Raw genomic sequence first — 23,264 nt, forward strand, 5'->3', positions numbered from 1 at the left:
CGGTGGGCAAAAAGGTTATCCACAAGTTGACATTTACTCACACAAAGCTTCGTAATCGGGCTAGATTCGGGGCATGACAAACCAGTCGAGTCTCGCAGATACATTCGTCGCTCCTCGCGACGATGCGCTGGTGGGTGCGGCCCTCGACGTGGCCCGGCTGGGCTCCTGCAGCACCGACTACGACACGTTGTCGGATGCCGCTGTATTGGCCGGTCAGCGCACTCTCGCGCAGGCGCAGCGCGAGCTCGATACCCGCAAGGCCTGGATGGCGAAGACCCTCGCCCAGCGTTCCCGGTGGGAGCTGGGCCAGTCCGGCCTGGCTGCGCAGCAGGGTTTCCTCAACCCCGAGGCCCTGATCCAGGAGCTGACCGGCACGAGCAAGGTCGAGTCGCGGAAGCTCGTCGGTGTGGGCCGGATGCTCGCCGAGACCGAAGACGCCGAAGCGCAGGCGGCCGCGTTCCGGGCGGCCGAGGACGAGGCGGCCCGCTGGTTGCTCGACGGTGCGCTGGATGGCGCGCTCAACCCGGACTCCCCCGACGCCCAGGACTCCGCCGTTCCGCTGCTGCTGCCGCCGGCACCGGCGCCGTGGCACGCACCGATCTCGCACGCCGTGACCGGAGGCGCCCTCTCCATCGATGCCGCCCACGCCCTGCGCACCGGCCTGGGCGACATCGACACCGTCGTCACCGGTGCGGCCCTCGCCGACGCCCTGGCCGGGCTGCTCGTTGACGCCGAAGCGATGAACGTGGACCAGCTGCTCAAACGAGCCCGCCAAGTACGTGACACCCTCGACGAGGCCGGCATCCGGGTGCGCGAACAGAAGGCCTGGGACGACCGCTACCTGCGCATCTGGACCCTGAACACCGGCCAGGTCCGCGTCGACGGCCTCTTCCCGCCGGAACAGGGCGAGTTCATCAAATCCGCCTTCGACAGCTTCACCAGCCCCCGCCGCGGCGGCGTGCGCTTCGTCGACACCGACCGGGCCGCCTGGGCCAAACGAGTCAAAGACGACCCCCGCACAACCACCCAGATCACCTGCGACGGCTTCATCGACCTGCTCAAAGCCGGCACCACCATCAACCCCAACAACATGCTCGGCGGCCGACGCCCCGCCGTGCAGATCCTCACCACCCACACCCCGGCCGCCCGGCCCGCCGCCGCAGAGCCCACCGATACCAACGAACTCCACGCCGCCGACGCACTGGCTGCACCGGCTACACCGGCTACACCCGACGACATCCTGATCTGCCTACCCGGGCAGGCCGGCCACGGCTACATCGAAGGCAACAACGCCCCGGTCTCCGCCGAAACCATCGAACGCCTGATCTGCGACTCCGGCACCGTCGAGATCAGGGTCGACGAGTTCGACCGGCCACTGGACCTGGGCCACGAACAACGCCTGTTCACCCGGGCCCAACGCCGCGCCCTCGCCGCCCGCGACGGCGGCTGCCGATGGCCCGGCTGCGACCGGCCACCAGCCTTCACCGAAGCCCACCACATCGACCACTGGCTTCGGGACCACGGCAGAACCGACATCAACCAGGGCATCCTGCTCTGCCCCGGCCACCACATGCTGCTGCACAACCAACGCTGGCAAATCTTCGAAAACACCGGCCGCTACTGGCTCCGGCCACCCGCCACCATCGACCCCGGGCAGACCCTCATCGAGATGCCCAACCACAACCAACCGCGACACACCTAAGCCCCCATCCGTTGATCGAGCCTGTCGAGATCCCCCGACCCGGTGCGCGATCGCGACACAGCTCACCAGGTCTAATTCGACAAGCTCAGCACGGCGTCGACAAGCTCGACCAACGAGGTGGGAACCGACCTCGGATACGTCACGTGGTCTCGACAAGCTCGACCAACGAGGTGGGAACCGACCTCGGATACGTCACGTGGTCTCGACAAGCTCGACCGACGAGCGGGTCGGCACCATGCGTTGATCGAGCTTGTCGAGATCCAGCGGGACGACCGCGTTCGCGAGGCGGCGTTAGCGGCGGATGTTGGTGCGGGAGCGGGAGGGGCGAGCGGGCTCGTCGGCGCGCGGGGAGACCCGCACGTTGGGGAGCTCCGCCTTTTCCCAGCCGCGCTGCACCGGGCGGGCGCCGGAGCCCTTGTGGGTGTCGCGCGAGCGGTAGATCACGTAGGGCCGCCAGATGTAACCGATCGGGGCGGAGAACACGTGCACCAGCCGGGTAAACGGCCAGAGCAGGAACAGCGCCGTGGCAGTGAGCACGTGCAGCTGGAAGAAGAACGGCACGTCACTCATCAGCGACGGGTCGGGCTGCAGGCCCCAGAGGCTGCGGATCCACGGGGAGATCGAGCCGCGGTAGTCGTAGCCGGCGCCGAGCACCTGGTGCAGCACGGTGGCGATGGTGCCGAACAGGATGGTGCCGCCGAGGAAGATGTACATCACCTTGTCCATCACCGTGGTGGCCAGGTGCACCCGGGTGACCAGTCGCCGGCGGATGATCAGGATGACCAGCCCCGCGATGGTCAGCACCGCCGCGACGCTTCCCATCCAGGTGGCGCCGAGGTGGTAGATGTGCTCGGTGACGCCGAAGAATTCCAGCCAGGGCTTGGGGATGAACAGGCCCACGACGTGGCCGCCGATCACCATGATCATGCCGTAGTGGAACATCGGCGACCCCCAGCGCAGCAGCCGGTTCTCATAGGTCTGACTGGAGCGGCTCGTCCAGCCGAACTGGTCGAACCGGTACCGCAGGATGTGGCCGACCACGAAGGTGGCCGCGGCGAAGTAGGGGAACGCCACCCACAACAGGAAATCGAGCGGGGTCATCGGCGTACTTCCTCACTGGACGCGCCATGCGCGGAGAACGGTTTCAGGTTGCCGAGGTAGGTCATACCGACGGTCTCGGTGGGCGGGCCCTCATTGACGAGGTCCAGGTAACGCTTGCGGGTCTCGTCGTCGATCGGCGGCAGCGACAGGCAGACCGCTTCGACGAGGTGCGCGTACGGGCTGTTGACCTTCTCCAGGGCCGCGCGCAACACCTCGATGCCGTCCCGGTGGGACGAGAGCAGCTGACCGGCGATCGGGGAATCGGAGAGCGCGGAGAATTCGAGAACCATCGGCAGGTAGTCGGGCAGCTCGTCGGCGTCGACCTCCCAGCCGGCGGCCCGGTAGGCCTCGACGAAGCGCACCAGGGCCATGCCGCGCCGACGGGTGTCGCCGGCGGCGTAGTAGCTCAGGTACGGGCAGCACTTGCGCTTGAGGTCGAAGGTGGCCGTGAAGTGCACCTCGAGCTCCTGCTGGCTGAGCTCGCCGGCGGCGTCGAGGAACGCGCCGAACGCCGACTGCAGCGCCTCCGGCAGCTCGCCCAGCGATGCGGCGACGACGGCGAACTTGGCCCGGCGCTCCTCGTCGGGGTAGTCCAGCAGCAGGGAGGCCGCCATGTGCGCGATCCGGCGGTGCTGGTCGTCGAGCGCGAGAGCGGTCACCCGCCGGGGGGCGAGCTTGGGCATTCTCATGCGGGCGCTCCCGGGCTCTGCTTCGGCGGGAACATGCCCGGAGGCACATTGCCACCGGTCCAGTTGAGCAGGTTGACCCGGCCCGGGGTGGTGGGCTTGGTCTTCTCGCCGCCCTTGCCGGTCATCTCGTTGTAGTTGGACACGGTGCCGGCCAGCGGCATGCCGGGCTCCTGGCCGAACGGTCCGGCGTTCTGGCCGGGTCCGCCCATGCCGGGTCCGCCGTCGGTTTCGAGCGAGCAGGCCAGCTCGTCCAGTTCGCGGGCGGTCTCCACGTGAGCCTTGGGGATCACGTAGCGGTCCTCGTACTTGGCGATGGCGAGCAACCGGTACATGGCTTCCATCGTCGTGCCGGTCATGCCGACGGCGCGGGCGATGCGCTCGTCGGCCGGCTTGCCGAGGTTGATGTCGCGCATGTAGGAGCGCATCGCCGCGAGCTTCTTCAGCGACGCCTCCACCGGTCGCACGTCGCCGGCCGAGAACAGCCCGGCCAGGTACTCCACCGGGATTCGCAGCCGGTCGATGGCGGCGAACAGGGTGCGGGCATCCTCACTGTCTGCTTGTGTGGTGGAGACCACGTCGACCACCGGGGACAGCGGCGGGATGTACCAGACCATGGGCATGGTGCGGTACTCGGGGTGCAGCGGCAGCGCGATCTTGTACTCGGCGATGAGCTTGTAGATCGGGCTGTTCTGAGCCGCGAGGATCCAGTCGTCCTCCATGCCCTCAGCCTTGGCCGCGGCGATGACCTCGGGATCGAACGGGTCGAGGAAGACCCCGCGCTGGGCATCCAGCAGGTCCTGGTCGTTCTCGATCGACGCTGCGGCGAGCACGGCGTCGGCGTCGTAAAGCATCAGGCCGAGGTAGCGCAGGCGTCCCACGCAGGTCTCGGAGCAGATGGTGGGCTTGCCCTGTTCGATCAGCGGGTAGCAGAGCGTGCACTTCTCGGCCTTGCCGGTCTTGTGGTTGAAGTACACCTTCTTGTAGGGGCAGGCGGAGACGCACATGCGCCAGCCGCGGCAGCCGTCCTCGTCGACGAGGACGATGCCGTCTTCCTCGCGCTTGTACATGGCGCCGGACGGGCACGCCGCGACGCAGGCGGGGTTGAGGCAGTGCTCGCAGATGCGCGGCAGGTAGAACATGAAGGTGTTCTCGAACTCCATCTTCACGTGCTCGCTCATGGTGGCGAGGATGGGGTCGTCAGCGGCGGTCTCCTGCGAGCCACCGAGGTTGTCGTCCCAGTTACCCGACCACTTGATGTCCATGTTCTTGCCGGTCAGCAGCGACTTGGGCCGAGCGACCGGGCTTTGGGTGCCGGCCGGAGCGGTGGTGAGCATGTCGTAGTCGTAGGTCCACGGCTCGTAGTAGTCGTCGATCACGGGCAGGTCGGGGTTGTCGAAGATGTGCAGCAGCTTGCTCAGCCGGCCGCCGGCGCGCAGCTTCAGGCGGCCGCGCTTGGTGCGCACCCAGCCGCCCTTCCACTTCTCCTGGTCTTCGTACTGGCGCGGGTAGCCCACGCCGGGCTTGGTCTCCACGTTGTTGAACCAGGCGTACTCGACGCCGGTGCGGTTGGTCCAGACCTGCTTGCAGGTCACCGAGCAGGTGTGACAGCCGATGCATTTGTCGAGATTCATGATCATCGACATTTGAGCCATAACGCGCATTTAGTACTCAACCTCCTGGCTGCGTCGACGGATCACGGTGACCTCGTCGCGTTGGTTCCCGGTCGGGCCGAGGTAGTTGAAAGCGAATGAAAGTTGGGCATAGCCGCCGATCAGGTGGCTGGGTTTGAGCAGGATGCGGGTGAGCGAGTTGTTGGTGCCACCGCGCAGTCCGCTGGTCTCCGCGACGGGCACGTTGATGGTGCGGTCCTTCGCGTGGTACATGTACACGGTGCCCTCAGGCATCCGGTGCGAGACGATCGCCCGGGCCACGACGACGCCGTTGCGGTTGTAGGACTCGATCCACTCGTTGTCGCGCACGCCGATCTTGTCGGCGTCCTGCGGCGACATCCAGATGGTGGGTCCGCCGCGGGAAAGCGAGAGCATCAACAGGTTGTCCTGGTATTCGGAGTGGATCGACCACTTGGAGTGCGGGGTGAGGTAACGCACGGCCACCTCGGCACGGCCCTTCGAGCCGGGCGCCCCCGTCGACTTCGTCGACCCGACGATCGAGTCGTCGAAGAGACGGTGCATGTCCAGCGGTGGCCGGTAGATCGGCAGCTGCTCGCCGAGCTCGATCATCCAGTCGTGGTCGAGGTAGAAGTGTTGCCGCCCGGTGAGGGTGTGCCACGGTTTGAGGTGTTCGACGTTGATGGTGAAGGCGCTGTACCGGCGACCGCCGTGCTCGCTGCCCGACCATTCCGGCGAGGTGAGCACCGGAACCGGCGCGCCCTGCACATCCTTGAAGGTGAACCGGCGGCCCTCGTTGTCGCTGGCCAGGTGCGCGAGCTTCTGCCCGGTGCGCTCCTCGAGCTGGCGGAAGCCCTGGGTGCCGAGGCGGCCGTTGGTGGTGCCGGAGAACGCGAGCACCATCTCGCAGGCGTGGATGTCGGTGGCCAGCTTGGGCCGGCCGGCCGCGGGTCCGGACTCGACGAGGCCGTTCTTGGTGCCGAGGTACTCGATCTCCTTGTCGGGGTCGTACTTGACGCCCTTGATGGTCATGCCGAGCTTGGCGGTGAGCGGGCCGAGCGCGCCCAGCTGCGCGGCGAAGGCGGGGTAGTCACGTTCCACCACGACCAGCCTGGGCATGGTGATGCCGGGGATCAGGTCGGGGTTCTCCACCACGATGCCGTGCGGGGTGGCCATGGCGTCGGGGGTGTCGTGCATCAGCGGGGTGGCGACGAGGTCGCGGCGCACACCGAGGTGCGTCTCGGAGAACTCGGAGACCTTCTGGGCCAGCAGGTGGAAGATGTCGAAGTCGGTCTTGGACTGGAACGGCGGGTCGATCGCCGGGTTGAACGAGTGGATGAACGGGTGCATGTCCGTGGTCGACAGGTCGTGCTTCTCGTACCAGGTGGCCGGCGGCAGCACCACGTCGCTGTAGATGGTGGTGGAGGTCATCCGGAAGTCGCTGGTGACCATAAGGTCGAGCTTGCCCTCCGGGGCAGACTCGTGCCACTTCATGGTCTGCGGGCGCTTCTCCTCCGGGGATTCCGGCGCGCGCACGGCGCTCTGGGCGCCGAGCAGGTGCTTGAGGAAGTACTCGTTGCCCTTGCCCGAGGAGCCGAGGATGTTGGCCCGCCAGACAACGAGCACCCGGGGGAAGTTCTCCGGTGCGTCAGGGTCTTCGCAGGCGTAGCCGAGGCTGCCGTCCTTGAGCGAATCGACCACGTACTGGGCCGGCGCGACCCCGGCCTTGTCGGCGTCGTCGACGATGTCGAGCGAGTTGCGGTTGAAGGTGGGGTAGCTGGGCATCCAGCCGCGCTTGGCCGATTCGACCAGGCAGTCGGCCGTGGTTCGGCCGGTGAAGGTGCCGGTGGCCAGCGGGCTGGCGAGGGTGTCGGCGCTGAGGCCGTCGTAGCGCCACTGGTCGGTGGCGAGGTACCAGAACGCGGTGCCGATCATGGCGCGCGGCGGGCGCACCCAGTCCAGCGCGAACGCGTACTGCGCTTGGCCGGTGACCGGGCGCACCTTCTCCTGGCCCACGTAGTGTGCCCAGCCGCCGCCGTTCACGCCCTGGCAGCCGGTCATTGTGGTCAGCGCGAGGAACGCGCGGTAGATGGTGTCGGAGTGGAACCAGTGGTTGGTGCCGGCACCCATCAGGATCATCGAGCGACCGCCGGAGTCCTCGGCGTTCTGCGCGAACTCCCGGCCGATCCGGGCCGCGGCCGACGCCGGCACCGAGGTGATCTCTTCCTGCCAGGCGGGGGTGCCGGGCGAGGAGGCGTCGTCGTAGCCGGTGGGCCAGACGCCGGGCAGGTTCAGCTCATCGCGGCTCACGCCGTACTGGGCGAGCAGCAGGTCGAAGACCGTGGTGACCAGCTGGCCGGCCACCGTGCGCACGGGCACGCCGCGGCGGATGACGCCGGCGCCGCCGGTGTGCTCCTCGCCTTCCTCGCCGGTGAGGGCGGAGACGTCGAAGCGGGGCATGTCGATGGCGGCGCTCCGGCCGTCGTGGTCGGGGCTGTCCGCGATGGAGAGCAGCGGGTCGACGCCCTCCAGGTCGAGGTTCCACTTGCCGGCGTCGGTTTCGCTGAACCGGTGGCCGAGCGAGCCGTTGGGCACAACCGCGTGGCCGTCCTGGTCGAGCAGCACCGGCTTGAAGGTGGCGCTGGCGACGGTGGAGGCCGTGTCGGGCAGGGCATCCGCGGTGAGGAACTTGCCGGGCACGTAGGCGTCACCACGCGGGGTGAGGGTGATCAGGTAGGCGGAGTCGCTGAACTTCTTCATGTAGTCCACGAACTGCGGGGTGCGCCGGTCGACCAGGAATTCCTTGAGCACGACGTGGCCCATGGCCAGGGCGAGGGCGCCGTCGGTGCCGGGGTGCACGGCCAGCCACTCGTCGGCGAACTTGGAGTTGTCGGCGTAGTCGGGCGAGACGGTGATGACCTTCTGGCCGCGGTAGCGGGCCTCGACCATGAAGTGCGCGTCGGGGGTGCGGGTCACGGGAACGTTCGAGCCCCACATGATCAGGTAGCTGGAGTTCCACCAGTCGGCGGATTCGGGCACATCCGTCTGGTCGCCGAACACCTGCGGACTGGCGACGGGCAGGTCGGCGTACCAGTCGTAGAACGAGAGCATGGTGCCGCCGAGCAGGGTGATGAACCGGTTGCCCACCCCGTGCGAGACGATCGACATGGCCGGGATCGGCGAGAAACCGGCGATGCGGTCCGGCCCGTACTCCTTGATGGTGTGCACCTGGGCGGCGGCGACGATCTCCGCGGCCTCGTCCCAGCTGGCGCGCACCAGGCCACCCTGACCGCGTGCGCTCTTGTACGCCTTGGCGCTCTCCGGGTTGCCGGTGACCTCGGCCCAGGCGAGCACCGGGTCGCCGGTGCGAGCCTTGGCGGCGCGGTACAGCTCGAGCAGCACACCGCGCACATAGGGGTAGCGCACCCGGTTGGGCGAGTAGGTGTACCAGCTGAACGCGGCGCCGCGGGGGCAGCCGCGGGGTTCGTACTCGGGCGAGTCCGGGCCGACGGACGGGTAGTCGGTCTGCTGGGTCTCCCAGGTGATGATGCCGTCCTTGACGTACACCTTCCAGGAGCAGGAGCCCGTGCAGTTCACGCCGTGGGTGGACCGCACCTCCTTGTCGTGGGTCCAACGGTCGCGGTAGAACGAGTCGGCGTCGCGGCCGCCCTCGAGGAACAACGAGCGCAGGTCGGGTGAGGTTTCACCGCGACGCAGGAACCTGCCGAGGTTGAGGATCGAGTCGGTGAGGGGGCCGTCGCTGCCTGCCTTGGCGGACGCCGCCCCGCCAGCTCGGCCGTTTCGTGAAAAGACAGAATCCTTGAGTGACTTCACGAAAATCTCCTAGCGCTGCCGGCGCCGCCACGGTCAGCGATGCCCTCTGCGCAAGTCTCGCGAGTGCGGAAAACCGCTACAACCGCGAAACGCCGTTAATAATCGGCGGGAGCGTAAATGACCACCGGGGGCGACGTGTCCGCAGCCAGCGCCGGTTCGAGAACCCGCACCAGCAGGTCGAGGGTGCAGGTGTCCGGCCCGGCCAGCGGATGCATCCGTTCGGCCCGCAGCGGGCCTTCCGTCTGTTCCAGCAGCGATTTGATCAGGCCGAAGTGCACCGTGCACACCTCGGGGTGCAGTTTCACCATCTCGCTGTACGGGCAGTCGTGCAGGTGCACGTGGGTGCCGTCAGGGTCGTGGTCGGAGTCGAAGCCGCTCGCGTCGAGGTGGTCGTCGAGCGCGTCCATCTGGCATTGGCGCGGGGAGGTGTCGACCGCCTCCAGAGGCAGGAGCTTTCGTACGAGGTCGCCGCGGCGCTGCGCGGCCTCGGCCTTGGCCGCGCGCACCGAGCCCGGCTCTGCGGTGCCGGCCGCCGCGCTGTAGAGCATGCGGGGACGGCCCTTGGTCTCGCGGGTCTCCGGCTGGCAGGTGATGAAGCCGTCGTCGACCAGGCGCTGCAGGTGCTCCCTGGCGGTGTTCGGATGCAAACCGGCCGCCTCGGCAAGGTCGCCGACGGTCATGGTTCCGCGACGCTGCAGGTGCAGGAGCAGCGTGATCCTGCTGATCGAGGCGAGCGTGCGATAACTCGGGGCGGAGCGGGGAACCATGGAGCCAAGTATGCGCCCCCGTGCAGCCTGGCGGTACCCCCTACCCCTGATCGGGGGCCAGTTTTCGCGCACCCGCGGCCGTCGCCCGCCGCCACGACGGGCCGGTTTTCGTCACGCCGGCCGGGTGGTCGCGGGGCGGGAGGCGCGCTAGGGTCTGCGCGTGACGACGGATGAGCACGGGTGCTGCGCGCCCGCACACGAGGTGATGCACCCGGCCCGGCCGACCGTGGGTGGACACGAGACCCTGGCGCACCCGGGCGCGGCCCCGTCCCACCACGACCCGGCACCGGTTGCTCCCGATTCACACCGTCGGCATGACCACGACCAGGCGGTGGTCCCGGCGCAGGCCTTCTCAATGGGCGACGCCGACGGCGCGGGCAACCTCGGCGACGGCGAGACCCCCGTGCACGAGGTGCGGCTGGCTGCCTTCTCCATCGACGCGACGACGGTCACCAACGCCGCCTTCGCCCGGTTCGTGGCCGACACCGGGTATCGCACCGAGTCGGAGCGGTTCGGCTACTCCGCGGTGTTCCACCTCTTATTGCGGGCCGACCTCGACGACGTTGTCGGCCAACCCCCGCAGACACCCTGGTGGTTGGGGGTGCGGGGCGCCGACTGGGCGCATCCGGCTGGCCCCCGTTCGTCGCTCGACGGGCTGGCCGAGCATCCGGTGGTGCAGGTGAGCTGGAACGACGCGTTGGCCTACTGCGCCTGGGCGGGGAGGCGGCTGCCGACCGAGGCCGAATGGGAGTGCGCGTCGCGCGGCGGGCTGGCCGGCCGGCGCTACCCGTGGGGCGACGAATGGCACGAGGGACAGCGCTGCAACATCTGGCAGGGCCGGTTTCCCGCGGTGAACACCCTGGCCGACGGCTGGCTCGGCACGGCCCCGGTGCGGGAGTTCGCGCCGAACGGGTACGGCCTCTGGCAGAGCGTCGGCAACGTGTGGGAGTGGTGCTCCGACTGGTGGGCGGAGGGCTACTACGCCAGCTCCCCCGCCGACAACCCGACCGGGCCGGTGACCGGTGAGCAGCGCTCCATGCGCGGCGGCTCGTACCTCTGCCACGACTCCTATTGCAACCGGTACCGCAACTCAGCCCGGGCCTCCAACACCGCGGACTCCGCCGCCGGCAACGTGGGCTTTCGCACCGTCGCCCTGACCTGAGAGCCGGGGCCGTCGGCCTTGACTCCCCGGGGTGCGGTAATACAGTCGGTCGCGTCAGCGCTCGCTGGCCCAGCGGCCGTGGCGGGGACGGCCCGATTCCAGTGTGTGGAAACAGAATTGGAAACGGAGAACCCCATGCCCGCACCGTTCAGAGGAACCATCAACGTCGACATCCGCGACTCCGAACCGGACTGGGCGCCGTTCGAACCGCCGCAGGCCGCCGCCGGGTCGCCCAATGTGGTCTACATCGTGCTCGACGACGTGGGTTTCTCGGCCATGTCCAGCTACGGCGGGCCCATCCAGACCCCGAATATCGACAGGGTCGCGGGTGCGGGGGTGCGGTACACCCAGTGGCACACGACGGCGCTGTGCTCACCGACCCGCTCCTGCCTGCTCACCGGCCGCAACCACACCCGCAACAGCATGGCCTGCATCACCGAGGCCGCGATCGGGTTTCCCAACGCCAGCGGCACCATCCCACCGGAGAACGGGATGCTGCCGGAGATCCTCGGCGAGCTCGGCTGGAACACCTACATGGTCGGCAAGTGGCACCTCTGCCCCGACGACGAGATGAACGTGGCGTCCACCCGGCGCAACTGGCCAACGGGGCGCGGTTTCGAGCGCTGGTACGGCTTCCTCGGCGCCGAGACCAACCAGTGGTACCCCGAGCTGGTCTATGACAACCACCCCGTCGACCAGCCCGCACTGCCCGAAGACGGCTACCACTTCTCGGTGGACATCACCGACAAAGCCATCGAGTTCATCAAGGACTCCAAGGTCATCGCCCCGGAGAAGCCGTTCTTCCTCTATTACGCGCCCGGCGCCGCGCACGCGCCGCACCACGCGCCGAAGGAGTGGGCCGACAAGTACGCGGGCCGGTTCGACATGGGCTACGAGGCCATCCGCGAGGAGACCCTGAAACGGCAGAAGGAGATGGGCATCGTGCCGGCCGACACCGAGCTGCCGCCGATGAATCCGCTCGGCACCCCGGAGACCCGTTCGGGTCCCGACGGGCAGCCTTTTCCGCTGATGGACATGACCCGGCCCTGGGATTCGCTCTCCGCCGACGAGCAGCACCTGTTCAGCCGCATGGCCGAGGTGTACGCGGGATTCCTCTCCCATGCCGACCACCAGATCGGCCGGCTGTTGGACTACCTCGACGAGCTCGGCGAACGCGAGAACACCCTGGTCGTGGTGGTCTCCGACAACGGCGCCAGTGGTGAGGGCGGGCCGAACGGGTCGGTCAACGAGATGAAGTTCGTCAACGGCGTTCCGGACGAGATGGCTGACAACCTCAAGATGCTCGACGAGCTCGGCGGCCCGGCCACCTACAACCACTACCCGAACGGTTGGGCGATGGCGTTCAACACCCCGTTCAAGATGTGGAAGCGGTACGAGTTCAACGGTGGCACCTGCGACCCCTGCATCATGTCCTGGCCGGCCGGGCTGCCCGCCCGCGGTGAGCTGCGTGAGCAGTATCACCACGCGGTGGACATCGCCCCGACCATCCTCGACGTGCTCGGCGTGCAACCGCCCGAGCGCATCAAGGGGCACGTGCAGAGCCGCTTCGACGGGGTCAGCATGCGGTACGGATTCGCGGATGCCGACGCACCGACAACCCGACGCACCCAGTTCTACTCGATGCTGGGCTCCCGGGCGATCTGGCACGACGGCTGGAAGGCCATCACCACGCACCCCACGCTCAGCGGCTGGAGCCACTTCAACGACGACGAATGGGAGCTTTACCACACCGATGTGGACCGCGGTGAGCTGCACAACCTGGCGGCCGAGCATCCGGAGAAGGTGCGCGAACTCGTCAACCTGTGGTTCGCTGAGGCCGGCGCGAACCAGGCCTTCCCCCTCGACGACAGGTCGGCCTTCGAGATCTTCGTCACACCCCGGCCGGTGCTGTCGCCGCCGCGCAACCGGTACGTCTACTACCCGGGCACCTCCGAGGTGCCCGAGTCGCAGGCGGTGAACCTGCGCAACCGGTCATTCGTGATCGGCGCCCTGGTGGACCTGCCCGCGCCCGGCGCCCAGGGTGTGCTCTTCGCGCAGGGCTCCAGGTTCGGCGGGCACGCGCTCTACGTAAAGGACAACCGGCTGCACTACGTGAACAACTTCGTCGGGTTGATCGAGCAGAAAATCGACGCCGACACCGACCTGCCGCGGGGCGAGAACCTGATCCTCTCGGCCTCGTTCGACAAGGACGGCGAGGATCCGCAGCACGTCTCCACCGGTATCCTCAGCCTCTACTACGGCGAGTCGAAGGTGGGCGAGGGCCGCATCAGGACCCAGCCGGGCAAGTTCTCGATTGCCGGCGAGGGGCTCAGCATCGGCCGGGACAGCGGTGAGGCCGTCACCGACTACGCCGGCACCGCGCCGTGGACCTTCACGGGCGGCACGATCCACCGGGTGGGCGTGGACGTGAGCGGCGAACCGTATGTGGACCTCGAGCGGGAGGCCCAGGCCATGCTGATGCGCGAATAGGGCGGCCGGCCGCCGGCTATCCCGGCGCGTGCAGCCGGGGCGCGTCGAAGAAGAGCAACTCGAGGGCCGCCGACCGGGCGAACACGGCGCGCATCAGCGCCCGGTCCACGGTCGTCGCGGTGGCCGCCGCGGCGTCGGTGAGCAGGATGGCCTGCCGGGTCGCGGCCGCGAACGCCTCGTCGGCGTAGGTCTCCAGCCAGTCGGCGTACGGATGCGCCGCCTCGCGCCGGCCGGCCAGGTAGCCGGCGTGCAGGCGCTCGCCGACGTCGGCATAGAGCCAGTAGCAGGGCAGCACCGCGGCCAGCAGCACCGCGTAGTTGCCCGCCGCGCTGACCGCGACCAGATGGTCGACGTAGGCCCGGGTCACCGGGCCGGGCGCCGGCCGGGTGTCGTCGCCGGCCAGCCAGCTGCGGTGCAGCTCGAGTTCCACCTCGATGCAGCTGGCCGCGCCGGCCGCCCAGAACTCCCGTTCGGCGGGGGTGGGCGCCAGGACGCTCGCCTCGGCCAACACCCGGGAGTACGCCGCGAGGTAGAGGGCATCCTGGGCCAGGTAGTAGGCGAAGTGGCCGGCGGCCAGGCCGCCGTCGCCGAGAGCCGCGATGAAGGGCAACTCGTCGATGGCGGTGCGGGTGGCCGCGATGTCGGCCCAGAGCAGGCCGCTGAACGGCTCGGTGCTGCCCGGCTGCGGCTGTGCATCCGGGCGCGGGTCCGGGCGCGGATCGGCGTGGACGGTCATGGCGACATCCCTTCGCTAGTGCTAACTAGTCAGGTTCGACGGGTCTGGATCTCAGCTTCCGCATCCGGCGGAGGCACCCCGTGTCGCGTCCCACCCTAGCGGCCGGCAGGGCCCAAAGACTCTCGAATGCCTCGGGGCCGAACTGTACGCTGGACAGGCTGCTGCATCCTTCACCCGGTGAGCACGCGCTCCACGGCCGACGGGCCACCGTTCGGCGGCGCCGTCCTGGAAGGACACCGCACCATGCCTGACACTCCGACCGACACCACCATCGCACCGCCCACGGTGCTGATCCTGGCGATCACGGCCTGCCCAACGGGCATCGCCCACACCTACATGGCCGCCGAGAAGCTCGACGCCGCCGCCACCGAACTCGGCTATGAGATCCGGGTCGAGACGCACGGGTCCGTCGGCGTCGAAGGCACCTTCAGCCAGGCCGACATCGACCGCGCCGACGCCGTCGTGGTCGCCGCCGACACCCAGATCGACCTGTCCCGTTTCGGCGGCAAGCGCATCGTCTCCACCCGCGTCGCCGACGGCATCCACCGCCCGGCCGCGCTGATCGCCGAGGCCATGGCCGCCTCCCCCACCGGCAGCGCCGCCGAGCGCACGGATGCCCCGGCGAGCGCCGGCACACGCGACATCGGCGGCTTCATCTACCGCGCGCTGATGAACGGTGTGTCGTACATGATCCCGTTCGTCGTCGTCGGCGGGTTGCTCATCGCGATCTCGCTGTCGATCGGCGGCGAGGCCACCCCGCAGGGACTCGTGATCCCCGAGGACAGCTTCTGGTTCACCATCAACCAGATCGGCGTGCTCGGCTTCACTCTGATGGTGCCGATCCTCTCCGGTTTCATCGCCTACGCGATCGCCGACCGGCCCGGGCTCGCACCGGGCATGATCTGCGGTTGGATCGCCACCACCGGCTCGTTCTACAACTCCGAATCGGGCGCCGGCTTCATCGGCGGCATCGTCACCGGCTTCCTGGTGGGCTTCGTGGCGCTGGGCATCAAGAAGATCCCCGTGCACCGCTTCATCAAGCCGATCATGCCGATCCTGGTCATCCCCGTGATCACCACCCTCGTCGTCGGCGGACTGTTCGTGCTCGCCCTCGGCCAGCCGATCGCATGGGTGTTCTCCTCGATGACCGACTTCCTCGCCAGCCTCGACGGCGGCAGCGTCGTCGTGCTCGGCCTGATCCTGGGCGCGATGGTCGCGTTCGACATGGGCGGCCCGATCAACAAGACCGCGTTCCTGTTCGGCTCCGCCCTGATCGCCTCCGGCAACCCGGGCCCGATGGGCATGGTCGCCGCGGCCATCGCCGTGCCGCCGCTGGGCATGGGACTGGCCACGGTCATCCGTCGCCGCTTCTTCACCCCGGTGGAACGCGAGGCCGGCATCGCCGCGCTGTTCATGGGCTTCTTCGGCATCACCGAGGGCGCGATCCCGCTCGCCGCGGCCCGTCCGCTGCAGGTCATCCCCGCGAACGTGCTCGGTGGCGCCGTCGCCGGCGCGATCGCTGCGATCGCCGGCGTCACCAACGCCGTGCCGCACGGCGGCCCGATCGTGGCCGTCTTCGGTGCGGTGAGCGGCGTGCCGATGTACTTCGTCGCGATCCTCGCAGGTGTGGCCGTCACTGCTCTGGTGTCGGTGCTGCTGATCGGCATCTCCGTGCGCAAGGTCGCGCCGGTGGATGCTGCTGCGGTGGGTGCCGAGGCGGCGCCGGTCGGTGCTGCGGATGGTGCTGCGCCGGTTGCTGCGGCGCCGGTTCTTGCCGCGCCGGCTACTGCGGCCGCCGCTCAGACGGCCGTGGCTCCGACGGTCGCCGAGCCCGTGACCCCCGCCCCGAAGACCGTGCTCGACTACATCGACGAACGCACCATCGTGCTCGACATCGACGAGACCGACCGGGACAGCGTCATCCGCCGCCTGGCCGGACTGATGCAGACCACCGGCCGGGTGCTCGACGTCGACGCCGTCGTGCAGGCCGCACTGGACCGTGAACTAATCAGCACCACCGGCATCGGCGAGGGCATCGCGATCCCGCACGCCAAGTCCGACGGCGCCACCTCCCCCGTGCTCGCGTTCGCGCGCAGCCGGGGCGGCGTCGACTGGAACTCGCTCGACGAGGCCCCCGCGCACCTGATCTTCATGATCGCCGTGCCGGAGGCCGCCGCCGGCACCGAGCACCTCAAGGTGCTCGCCCAGCTGAGCCGCAGCCTGATGAAGCCGTCGTTCCGCGCCTCGATCGAGATGGCGGCCACCCCGGCCGACGTGCTCGCGGCGCTGGCCTCCTCGGTGCGGCCGGCGGCTCCCGCGCACTAGCGCCCGCCCCGGGCCGCGCACGTAAAGGCGGACTTTTTCAGGAAACGCCGCCGCGCGAGCCTGCGCGACCCGGCGTTTCCCGAATTTCTCCGCCTTTGCGTACTTTACGTACCGAGTTCGGCCGCGGTCGGCCGTGTTCGCAGGCCGATGCCCGCCGCGGCGACCCCGAGCAACACCGCGACAAACACGGTGTTGCCCCAGCCCGAAGTGGCCAACACAGTGCCGCTTCCGCTGGCCGCGTCCCAGGTGCAGGTCCGGCCGAGCGGCCACCACGAGAAGCTGCCGCTGACGACGCCGGCGCGCTCGGACACCGCGCCGAGCGGGGAGAACGGCCCCTCCACGGAGCAGGCGTAGCCCAGGCCACCGTGCACGGCCACGAGGTACGCCCCGGCGGTGACGAGCGCGGCCGCGCCGAGCCCCGCCACGATAAGGACGGTGCCGAATCGGGTGCGTTGGGCGGCGGAGAGCCGCTGCTTCCCGATGCCGGCCGGCAGGAGCGCCGTGCGGCCGAGGAGCACGGCGATGAGGCCGATCCAGAGCGGGCCACCGGCCAGGGTGAAGCCGAGCATCGCGGCAGCGATGACCGCAGCACCACCGGCGGCGCCCGGTTGGCCGGGCAGCCACTCGGTCAGAAGCAGCAGCGACAGCGCCGCGGCGATCAGGCCGGCATAACCGGCGAGCGCGCTGCGCCAGCCGAGGCCCCAGCGGCCGGCCGGTGGCGAGAACACCAGAAGCAGGGTGAGCGTGCCGGCGCCGATGACAACGGCGACGGCAGCCAGGCCGGGGTAGGCCCCCGCGACTTCCGCCCAGGCCTCCCCCAGCGATGCACCCCGGCGCAGGGCGATCACCAGGACGGCCGTCGCGGCAACCGCGACCGCCGCGAGCATGACCGTGAGGGCGAACCGCGCGGCGACTACCGGGCGGATCCGGCGTGCGGTGTTCCCCATGCCTGCACGCTAGCGCAACGGCGATGGCCTCCGCGCGGTGGTCGCGCGGCTCAGCCCAGAGCCGTCGCCCCGGTCTGGTGAGCCGTCCTGCGAGCCCGGCTACTGCTGCGAGCGGGCGATGAGCGCGCTGGTGTGCGCCCCGACGCCGCGGTGCAGCACCTCGGCGAGGTTGTCGACGGTGTCGACGTCGCGGCGGATCGAGGCCGTGGCGGGCAGGTCGAGCGGCACATGGCCGGCCGCCTCGTGCGCGGCGCGCGAGCCGAGGCCGAACCTGGGCGTGAGTGCGATGCCGGCGCGGGCGAGCAACGTGGTGGTGCCGGTGCCCTCTTCGTCGGCGACCATGGCCAGGTCGTGGGCGGTTGCGGCGGTGAGGGTCGTCTCGACGTCGGCGACGGTGAGCGCGGGCAGGTCTCCCGTGAGCACGGCCACGTTGCAGAGCGGGTAGGTGTGGTGCGCCACCCGGATGCCCTCGGCGATCGCCGCATTGAGCGGGTCGCGAGGTGCCGCAATGTCCCCGGTGGGAGGCGCTGACGGGTCCTTCTGCGGCACGTCGACAGACCCGATCTCACGGGTTGCCGCAACATGCCCCTTCGCGGGCCCGGAAGGGTCTTTGTGCGGCAACTCGGGCACGATCTGGGCGCCCAGGGCCGCGAGCGGCGCGGCGGCAGCGGGGTCGGCGGTCACCACGAGCACCCGCTCCACCATGGCGGCGGCCAGCAGCGCGGCCACGGTGTCGAGCGCGAAAACCTCGGCGAGCTCGCCGCGCGCCGGGAAGGTCTCCGGCAGGGCGCCCAGGCGGCTCTTGGCGCCGGCGCTGCCCTTGACGGGCACCACGCACACCCAGCTCACGCCGTTGCGGTTCCGCGAGAGGTCACTTCAGGCCCATTGGCGCGCAATGAAGTGGCCTCAACTGACAACTCGGCAACGGGCACCTCACGAGATGACACTTCAGGCCCATTGGGGCGCTCCACAGGGGCCGCAACTGGCAACTCACCGGACTGCATCTCGTGAAAAGCCACTTCGGGCCCCTTGCCGGGCCCAGGAGCGGCCGCAACTGGCAACTCACCGGACTGCATCTCGTGAGAAGCCACTTCAGGCCCATTGGGGCGCTCCGAAGGGACCCCAACTGGCAACTCAGCAGCCGCTCTCTCGCGAGATGACACTTCAGGCCCATTGGGGCGCTCCACAGGGGCCGCAACTTGCAACTCACTCCCGGGCGCACCGTCACCAGCCGCAGGCGTCCCGCGAGTTGCCGCAATGTGCCCTCTCGGGAGCGCCGAAGGGGGACTTCCCAGCAAGTCGTCACCAGGAATCCCGCGAGTTGCCGCAAAGTCCCTCTTCCGGAGCGCCGAAGGGGCACTTTTCGGTAAGTCGGCGGACACGGACATGTCATCAGCCGCCCTGGTCGTTCCCACCTCATCATCGTTCGCCGGCGCACCATCCGCACCCGGGTCCATAGGCGCAACGAATGCCACAGCCCCACCGGATTCGGACGCCGTCCCAGCACCAGCCGCACCCGCCGCCAGCCCCGCCGCATACCCCTCCGCGTACGCCTCGGCGCTGCCCACCCGGAACATGTCGTTCGCACTGTCGCGCAACAACCGCCGCGCGCCGCGATCCCCCGCGTCGATCGCGCCCACCAGGTGGCCCAGGCCGCGCAGCACGGCGACGGGGTTGCCGCTGGTCTTGCCCTTGATGAGGTCGGTGGCGCCGGCGATCTCGTCCGCCACCGCGGCGACGGTGACGTCGAGGCGGCGACCGTGCGCATCCGCCGTGCCGCGCAGGTCATCGAGCACGGCCACGCCGGCGGCGCCGATGGCGATGTCGGTCTGGCCGTCGCGCCACGGGCGGCCCACGGTGTCGGTGATCAGCACCCCGAGGTGCAGGCCGGTTGCCGCGCGGAGGGCGGTGCAGAGGGCGCGGGCGGAGGCATCCGGGTCGACGGGTAGCAGCAGCACCGTGCCGTGTTCGACGTTGCTGGCGTCGACGCCGGCGGCGGCCATCACCAGGCCCTGCCGGTTCTCGACGATGCGGGTGACCCCGCCCGGATGCGCCCGGGTCGCGACGACCCGCACGGTCTCGTCGGCGATGGCCTGTTCCCGGTCGGTCGCGGCCATCTGCCTGCCCTCGGCCTTGGACACGATCTTGCTGGTCACGGCCAGGATGTCTCCGTCGGCCAGGCGGGACGCCGCCGGTCCGGCGGCGGCCGCGATGATCGCGGCCAGGTCGTCGCCGGCCCGCACCTCGCCGATTCCGGGCAGCACGAACACCTCGAGCCGGAGGCGCGCACCGTCCGCCGCGGAGTGCATCGCTACCGGGCGAGCTTCGGCAGCACGTCGCGGCCGAAGACGTCGATCCACTGGCGCTGGTTGCGGCCCACGTTGTGCAGGTAGATCTTGTCGAAGCCGAGGTCGACGAACTTCTGGATGTAGGCGCGGTGGTCGTCGGGATCGGCGGAGATGATCATGCGGCCCTCGAAGTCCTCTGGGCGCACGAGTTTGGCCATCTGCTCGAACTCGAACGGCGAACGGATGTCGCCCTTGGGGAACTTCATGCCGCCGTTGGGCCACTCGTGCAGCGCGTTGGCCATGGCCTCCTCGTCGGTCTCGGCCCAGCTCATGTGCAGCTGCAGCACCTTGGGCATGGTCGACGGGTCCTTGCCGGCTTCGCGGGCGCCGTCGTCGAACTTGCCGAACAGCATCGAGATCTTCTCCAGCGGAGCGCCGACCGTGATGAGGCCGTCGGCGTGCCGGCCGGCGCGTTTGGCGGTGACCGGGCCGGCGGTGGCGACGAGGATCTCGGGCGCGACCTCCGGCATGGTCCACAGCCGGGTGGACTCGAGCTTGAAGAACTGGCCGGAGTGCTTGACGTCCTTGCCGGCAATGGATGCGGTGAACAGCTTCGAGATGATCTCGATGGCCTCGAACATACGGTTGATGCGCTCGGGCGCCTCGGGCCAGTAGCCGCCGACGATGTGCTCGTTCAGCGCCTCACCGGAACCCAGGCCCAGCCAGTGCCGGCCCGGGTACATCGAGGCGAGCGTGGCGGAGGCCTGCGCCACCATCGCGGGGTGCCAACGGAAAGTGGGCGCGGTGACGCCGGGACCCATGTCGCCCTTGGTGCGCTCACCGATCGCGGCGAGCACGCTCCACACGAACGAGGATTCGCCCTGGGCGGGCACCCACGGTTGGAAGTGGTCGGCCGCCATGACCCCGGAGAAGCCGTGCTCCTCCGCGTAGGCCGACAGGGCCACCGCCTCGGCGGGGGCGAACTGCTCCAACATGGCCGCGTAACCGATCTGCAATTCCGACATACAGCCATCCTGCCACTCACGTGTGTCAGCGAGGTTTCTTAGGCGTCCGTGCCAAATAGGCTTAGGCGCATGCGCATCGCCACCTGGAACGTCAACTCCATCCGTGCCCGCGTCGACCGGGTGGTCGACTGGATGGTGCGGGAGGACATCGACGTGCTCGCCATGCAGGAGATCAAATGCAAGCCTGAGCAGTTCCCCGCGCAGGCCTTCGAGGACGCCGGCTACGAGCTGGCCATCCACGGCCTCAGCCAGTGGAACGGCGTCGCGTTCGCCAGCCGCCACGAGATGACGGATGTCGTCACCGCGTTCCCCGAGATGCCCGGCTTCCTCAAGGGCGAAGAGGGCCCCGGCCTGCCGTTGGAGGCCCGCGCGCTCGGCGTGACCGTGAACGAGATGCGCCTATGGAGCCTGTACGTGCCCAACGGCCGCACCCTCGACGACCCGCACTACGTCTACAAGCTGGACTGGCTGACCCGCCTCAACACCCACGCCGCCGCTGAGCTGGCCAAGAACCCCCGGCTGGCGATGGCGCTGATGGGCGACTGGAACGTGGCGCCACTGGACTCCGACGTGGGCGACCCCACCCTGGTTCCGGGCGTCTCCACCCACATCTCCGAGGCGGAGCGCAGCGCCTTCGAGGCGTTCGAGGCGGCGGGCTTCACCGACGTGGTGCGCCCGATCGTGCCGGAGGGCTTCACCTACTGGGACTACAAGCAGCTGCGGTTCCCGCGCAACGAGGGCCTGCGCATCGACTTCATCCTCGGCTCGCCGGCGTTCGCCGAGCTCGTGACGGATGCGAGCATCCACCGCAACGAACGCAAGGGTGACGCCCCGAGCGACCACGTGCCCGTGCTGGTGGACATCGAGACCGAGGACGAGGACGACGACCGCCCGATGATCTTCTAACGGGGTCTCGACAAGCTCGACCAACGGCTCGTCGCCCATACTTAACGCATGTCCCCTGCTGCATCCGGAAACGACGCGGCGCCACAAGCAGCCGCCGAGGCTCCCGTCACCGTCTCCATCCGCCGTCGCGTCGACCCCGACAGGTTCGACGAGGCCACCCACTGGGTGCAGACCGGGATAGACCTGGCCAACGAGTACCCGGGATTCCTCGGGTCCGGCTGGGTGCGCGCGCACGCCGGTTCCGCCCACTGGCACATGCTCTACAAGTTCAAGGATGCGGCCTCGCTGGATGCCTGGGAGCACTCGATCGCCCGCACCAGCTGGCTGCACGAGGGTGAGGGCCTGGTGCTCGAGTCCCACGCGGTGCGGCGCACCGGCATCGAAGGCTGGTTCGACGAGTCCCAGACCAACGCCGGCCCGTCGGCGCCGATCCAGCCGCCGCGCTGGAAGCAGGCCGTGGCCATCGGGCTGGGCTTCTTCCCGCTGAACGTGATCTTCACCTACCTGGTCACCGGGGTGGACCCGCACTGGAACGACATCCCGACGGTGCTCCGCATCCTGCTGACCACCTTCGTGATGGCGCCCACGATGACCTACCTGGTGATGCCCTTCATCACCCGCCGGTTGCGGCCCTGGCTGCAGAAGCCACCCAGGAAGAAAGCCTGACCGTCCGGCGGCTCAGGCGAGCAGCGCCGCGACGATCACCAGCGCCGGGATCGCACCGATCGTGGTGACCAGCACGGTGTCCCGCGCCACCACCACGCCCCGGTCGTACCGGGACGCGAAGTTGAAGATGTTCTGCGCGGTCGGCAGCGCGCTCACGGTCACCACGGCGAACAGCTCGGCGCCGGCCAGCCCGAACACGAACCGGCCGAACAGGTACGCGATGACGGGCATCAGCACCACCTTGATCGCCGACGCCGCGACCACCTGCTTGCGCCCGGTGCCGGCCTGCAGCAGCCGCTGGCCGTGCAGGGACATGCCGAATGACATCAGCACCAGCGGGATCGCGGCGCCGCCGATGATATCCAGCGGCGCGATCACGGCGTCGGGCACCGGGATGCCGAAGGCGGCCACGAGCACGCCGAGCACGGAGGCGATGATCATCGGGTTCCGCAGCGGCTGGGTGAGGATGCTGCGCACCGACACCCGGCCGCGGGTGGAGGCGTCGAGGATGCTCAGGGTGATCGGCGCGAGAACGAGCAGCTGCAGCAGCAACACCGGCGCCACGTACTGGGCGCTGCCGAGCACGTAGATGGCCACCGGCAGGCCGATGTTGTTGGCGTTCACGTAGGTGGCGCTGGTGGCGCCGAGCACGGTCTCCGGCAGCGGGTTCCGGAAGAAAATCCTGGCCAGCACGATATACAGCAGCATGCCGACGATCACGCTGCACAGCACCGTGGCGAGGAACGCGGAGAACAACACGTGCACATCCGCGTGCGAGAGAACGGTGAACAGCAGCGCCGGGGTGGCCACGAAGAACGCGATGCGGTTGAGCACCCGGCCGGCGTCCTCGCCGGCCACGCCGGTGCGCTCGACGAGGTAACCCACCAGGATCACAAACCCGATGATCGAAAACCCGACCAGTACACCGCCCACTCTTCGAGCCTACGGCCACCGCCGATGCCGGATTCGCACCCGGCTGGGCCACGGCTTCAGCAGCC

Annotated in this window: 17 protein-coding genes and 1 riboswitch; of the genes, 6 read left to right on the forward strand and 11 right to left on the reverse strand. The window is 69.1% G+C overall.

All coding sequences use genetic code 11. The features are described 5' to 3' along the window. The first annotated feature begins 73 nt into the window (after positions 1-73). Entirely contained in the window at positions 74-1,702 is a 1,629-nt protein-coding gene (locus CXY76_RS09470) for an HNH endonuclease signature motif containing protein (protein WP_104163988.1), read from the forward strand. 291 nt (positions 1,703-1,993) lie between these two features. On the opposite strand, the gene narI is transcribed toward CXY76_RS09470, so the two are convergent. From narI to CXY76_RS09495, 5 genes are all read right to left on the reverse strand, one after another. Further along, positions 1,994-2,803 carry a respiratory nitrate reductase subunit gamma gene (gene narI / locus CXY76_RS09475; protein ID WP_104163989.1) on the reverse strand — a complete coding sequence of 270 codons (810 nt, stop codon included), beginning with the start codon at positions 2,801-2,803 and terminating at the stop codon, positions 1,994-1,996. Next, positions 2,800-3,492 (reverse strand): nitrate reductase molybdenum cofactor assembly chaperone, encoded by a 693-nt coding sequence (narJ, locus tag CXY76_RS09480; protein ID WP_104163990.1) that lies wholly within the window; start codon positions 3,490-3,492, stop codon positions 2,800-2,802. The genes narI and narJ overlap by 4 nt, the downstream gene beginning before the upstream one ends. Then, positions 3,489-5,153 carry a nitrate reductase subunit beta gene (gene narH, locus CXY76_RS09485; RefSeq protein ID WP_104163991.1) on the reverse strand — a complete coding sequence of 555 codons (1,665 nt, stop codon included), beginning with the start codon at positions 5,151-5,153 and terminating at the stop codon, positions 3,489-3,491. Before narH ends, narJ begins: the two co-directional genes overlap by 4 nt. After that, the gene (locus CXY76_RS09490) at positions 5,154-8,858 is read right to left on the reverse strand and encodes a nitrate reductase subunit alpha (RefSeq protein ID WP_369826119.1); all 3,705 of its coding nucleotides are present in this window, start codon (positions 8,856-8,858) and stop codon (positions 5,154-5,156) included. 191 nt (positions 8,859-9,049) lie between these two features. Next, a complete protein-coding gene (locus CXY76_RS09495; RefSeq protein WP_104163993.1) occupies positions 9,050-9,721 on the reverse strand; it encodes a metalloregulator ArsR/SmtB family transcription factor in 672 nt (223 codons plus the stop codon). Between the two features lie 205 nt (positions 9,722-9,926). Between CXY76_RS09495 and CXY76_RS09500 the strand changes: the two genes are divergently transcribed. Next, the gene (locus tag CXY76_RS09500) at positions 9,927-10,883 is read left to right on the forward strand and encodes a formylglycine-generating enzyme family protein (protein WP_104163994.1); all 957 of its coding nucleotides are present in this window, start codon (positions 9,927-9,929) and stop codon (positions 10,881-10,883) included. 135 nt (positions 10,884-11,018) lie between these two features. Continuing rightward, a complete protein-coding gene (locus tag CXY76_RS09505) occupies positions 11,019-13,373 on the forward strand; it encodes an arylsulfatase (protein WP_104163995.1) in 2,355 nt (784 codons plus the stop codon). A 16-nt stretch (positions 13,374-13,389) separates the two neighbouring features. Here CXY76_RS09505 and CXY76_RS09510 read toward each other — a convergent pair whose 3' ends face one another. Further along, a complete protein-coding gene (locus CXY76_RS09510) occupies positions 13,390-14,109 on the reverse strand; it encodes a hypothetical protein (protein ID WP_104163996.1) in 720 nt (239 codons plus the stop codon). Then, a riboswitch (TPP riboswitch) is annotated at positions 14,100-14,200 on the reverse strand. (Overlaps the previous gene by 10 nt.) 152 nt (positions 14,201-14,352) lie before the next feature. Between CXY76_RS09510 and CXY76_RS09515 the strand changes: the two genes are divergently transcribed. Then, the gene (locus CXY76_RS09515; RefSeq protein ID WP_104164130.1) at positions 14,353-16,434 is read left to right on the forward strand and encodes a fructose-specific PTS transporter subunit EIIC; all 2,082 of its coding nucleotides are present in this window, start codon (positions 14,353-14,355) and stop codon (positions 16,432-16,434) included. 104 nt (positions 16,435-16,538) lie between these two features. Here CXY76_RS09515 and CXY76_RS09520 read toward each other — a convergent pair whose 3' ends face one another. The 4 genes from CXY76_RS09520 to CXY76_RS09535 all read right to left on the reverse strand — a co-directional run bounded on the left by CXY76_RS09520 (position 16,539) and on the right by CXY76_RS09535 (position 20,694). Then, positions 16,539-17,381 carry a hypothetical protein gene (locus CXY76_RS09520; protein ID WP_104163997.1) on the reverse strand — a complete coding sequence of 281 codons (843 nt, stop codon included), beginning with the start codon at positions 17,379-17,381 and terminating at the stop codon, positions 16,539-16,541. 99 nt (positions 17,382-17,480) lie between these two features. After that, complete coding sequence (gene cofC, locus CXY76_RS09525) at positions 17,481-18,230, reverse strand: 2-phospho-L-lactate guanylyltransferase (RefSeq protein ID WP_104163998.1); 750 nt, start codon at positions 18,228-18,230, stop codon at positions 17,481-17,483. Next, entirely contained in the window at positions 18,227-19,690 is a 1,464-nt protein-coding gene (cofE, locus tag CXY76_RS19820; protein WP_104163999.1) for a coenzyme F420-0:L-glutamate ligase, read from the reverse strand. Before cofE ends, cofC begins: the two co-directional genes overlap by 4 nt. A gap of 2 nt (positions 19,691-19,692) precedes the next feature. Then, positions 19,693-20,694, reverse strand: a complete 1,002-nt coding sequence (locus CXY76_RS09535) for a TIGR03557 family F420-dependent LLM class oxidoreductase (RefSeq protein ID WP_088457473.1) — start codon at positions 20,692-20,694, stop codon at positions 19,693-19,695. A gap of 69 nt (positions 20,695-20,763) precedes the next feature. Here CXY76_RS09535 and CXY76_RS09540 point away from each other — a divergent pair, with 69 nt between their 5' ends. After that, the gene (locus CXY76_RS09540) at positions 20,764-21,600 is read left to right on the forward strand and encodes an exodeoxyribonuclease III (protein ID WP_104164000.1); all 837 of its coding nucleotides are present in this window, start codon (positions 20,764-20,766) and stop codon (positions 21,598-21,600) included. A 48-nt stretch (positions 21,601-21,648) separates the two neighbouring features. After that, complete coding sequence (locus tag CXY76_RS09545; protein ID WP_104164001.1) at positions 21,649-22,266, forward strand: antibiotic biosynthesis monooxygenase; 618 nt, start codon at positions 21,649-21,651, stop codon at positions 22,264-22,266. Between the two features lie 12 nt (positions 22,267-22,278). Here CXY76_RS09545 and CXY76_RS09550 read toward each other — a convergent pair whose 3' ends face one another. Further along, positions 22,279-23,199: an AEC family transporter gene (locus CXY76_RS09550; protein WP_104164002.1), complete on the reverse strand. Its 921-nt coding sequence runs from the start codon at positions 23,197-23,199 to the stop codon at positions 22,279-22,281. Between the last annotated feature and the right edge of the window lie 65 nt (positions 23,200-23,264).

The organism is Cryobacterium sp. N22, assembly GCF_002929555.1.
GTDB lineage: Bacteria > Actinomycetota > Actinomycetes > Actinomycetales > Microbacteriaceae > Cryobacterium.

Excerpts from the sequence above, each read along its gene's own strand:
- CXY76_RS09470 (WP_104163988.1), top strand. The coding sequence starts at position 74 with ATGACAAACCAGTCGAGTCTCGCAGATACATTCGTCGCTCCTCGCGAC.
- narI (WP_104163989.1), bottom strand. The coding sequence starts at position 2,803 with ATGACCCCGCTCGATTTCCTGTTGTGGGTGGCGTTCCCCTACTTCGCC.
- narJ (WP_104163990.1), bottom strand. The coding sequence starts at position 3,492 with ATGAGAATGCCCAAGCTCGCCCCCCGGCGGGTGACCGCTCTCGCGCTC.
- narH (WP_104163991.1), bottom strand. The coding sequence starts at position 5,153 with ATGCGCGTTATGGCTCAAATGTCGATGATCATGAATCTCGACAAATGC.
- CXY76_RS09495 (WP_104163993.1), bottom strand. The coding sequence starts at position 9,721 with ATGGTTCCCCGCTCCGCCCCGAGTTATCGCACGCTCGCCTCGATCAGC.
- CXY76_RS09500 (WP_104163994.1), top strand. The coding sequence starts at position 9,927 with ATGCACCCGGCCCGGCCGACCGTGGGTGGACACGAGACCCTGGCGCAC.
- CXY76_RS09505 (WP_104163995.1), top strand. The coding sequence starts at position 11,019 with ATGCCCGCACCGTTCAGAGGAACCATCAACGTCGACATCCGCGACTCC.
- CXY76_RS09510 (WP_104163996.1), bottom strand. The coding sequence starts at position 14,109 with ATGACCGTCCACGCCGATCCGCGCCCGGACCCGCGCCCGGATGCACAG.
- CXY76_RS09515 (WP_104164130.1), top strand. The coding sequence starts at position 14,353 with ATGCCTGACACTCCGACCGACACCACCATCGCACCGCCCACGGTGCTG.
- CXY76_RS09520 (WP_104163997.1), bottom strand. The coding sequence starts at position 17,381 with ATGGGGAACACCGCACGCCGGATCCGCCCGGTAGTCGCCGCGCGGTTC.
- cofE (WP_104163999.1), bottom strand. The coding sequence starts at position 19,690 with ATGCACTCCGCGGCGGACGGTGCGCGCCTCCGGCTCGAGGTGTTCGTG.
- CXY76_RS09535 (WP_088457473.1), bottom strand. The coding sequence starts at position 20,694 with ATGTCGGAATTGCAGATCGGTTACGCGGCCATGTTGGAGCAGTTCGCC.
- CXY76_RS09540 (WP_104164000.1), top strand. The coding sequence starts at position 20,764 with ATGCGCATCGCCACCTGGAACGTCAACTCCATCCGTGCCCGCGTCGAC.
- CXY76_RS09545 (WP_104164001.1), top strand. The coding sequence starts at position 21,649 with ATGTCCCCTGCTGCATCCGGAAACGACGCGGCGCCACAAGCAGCCGCC.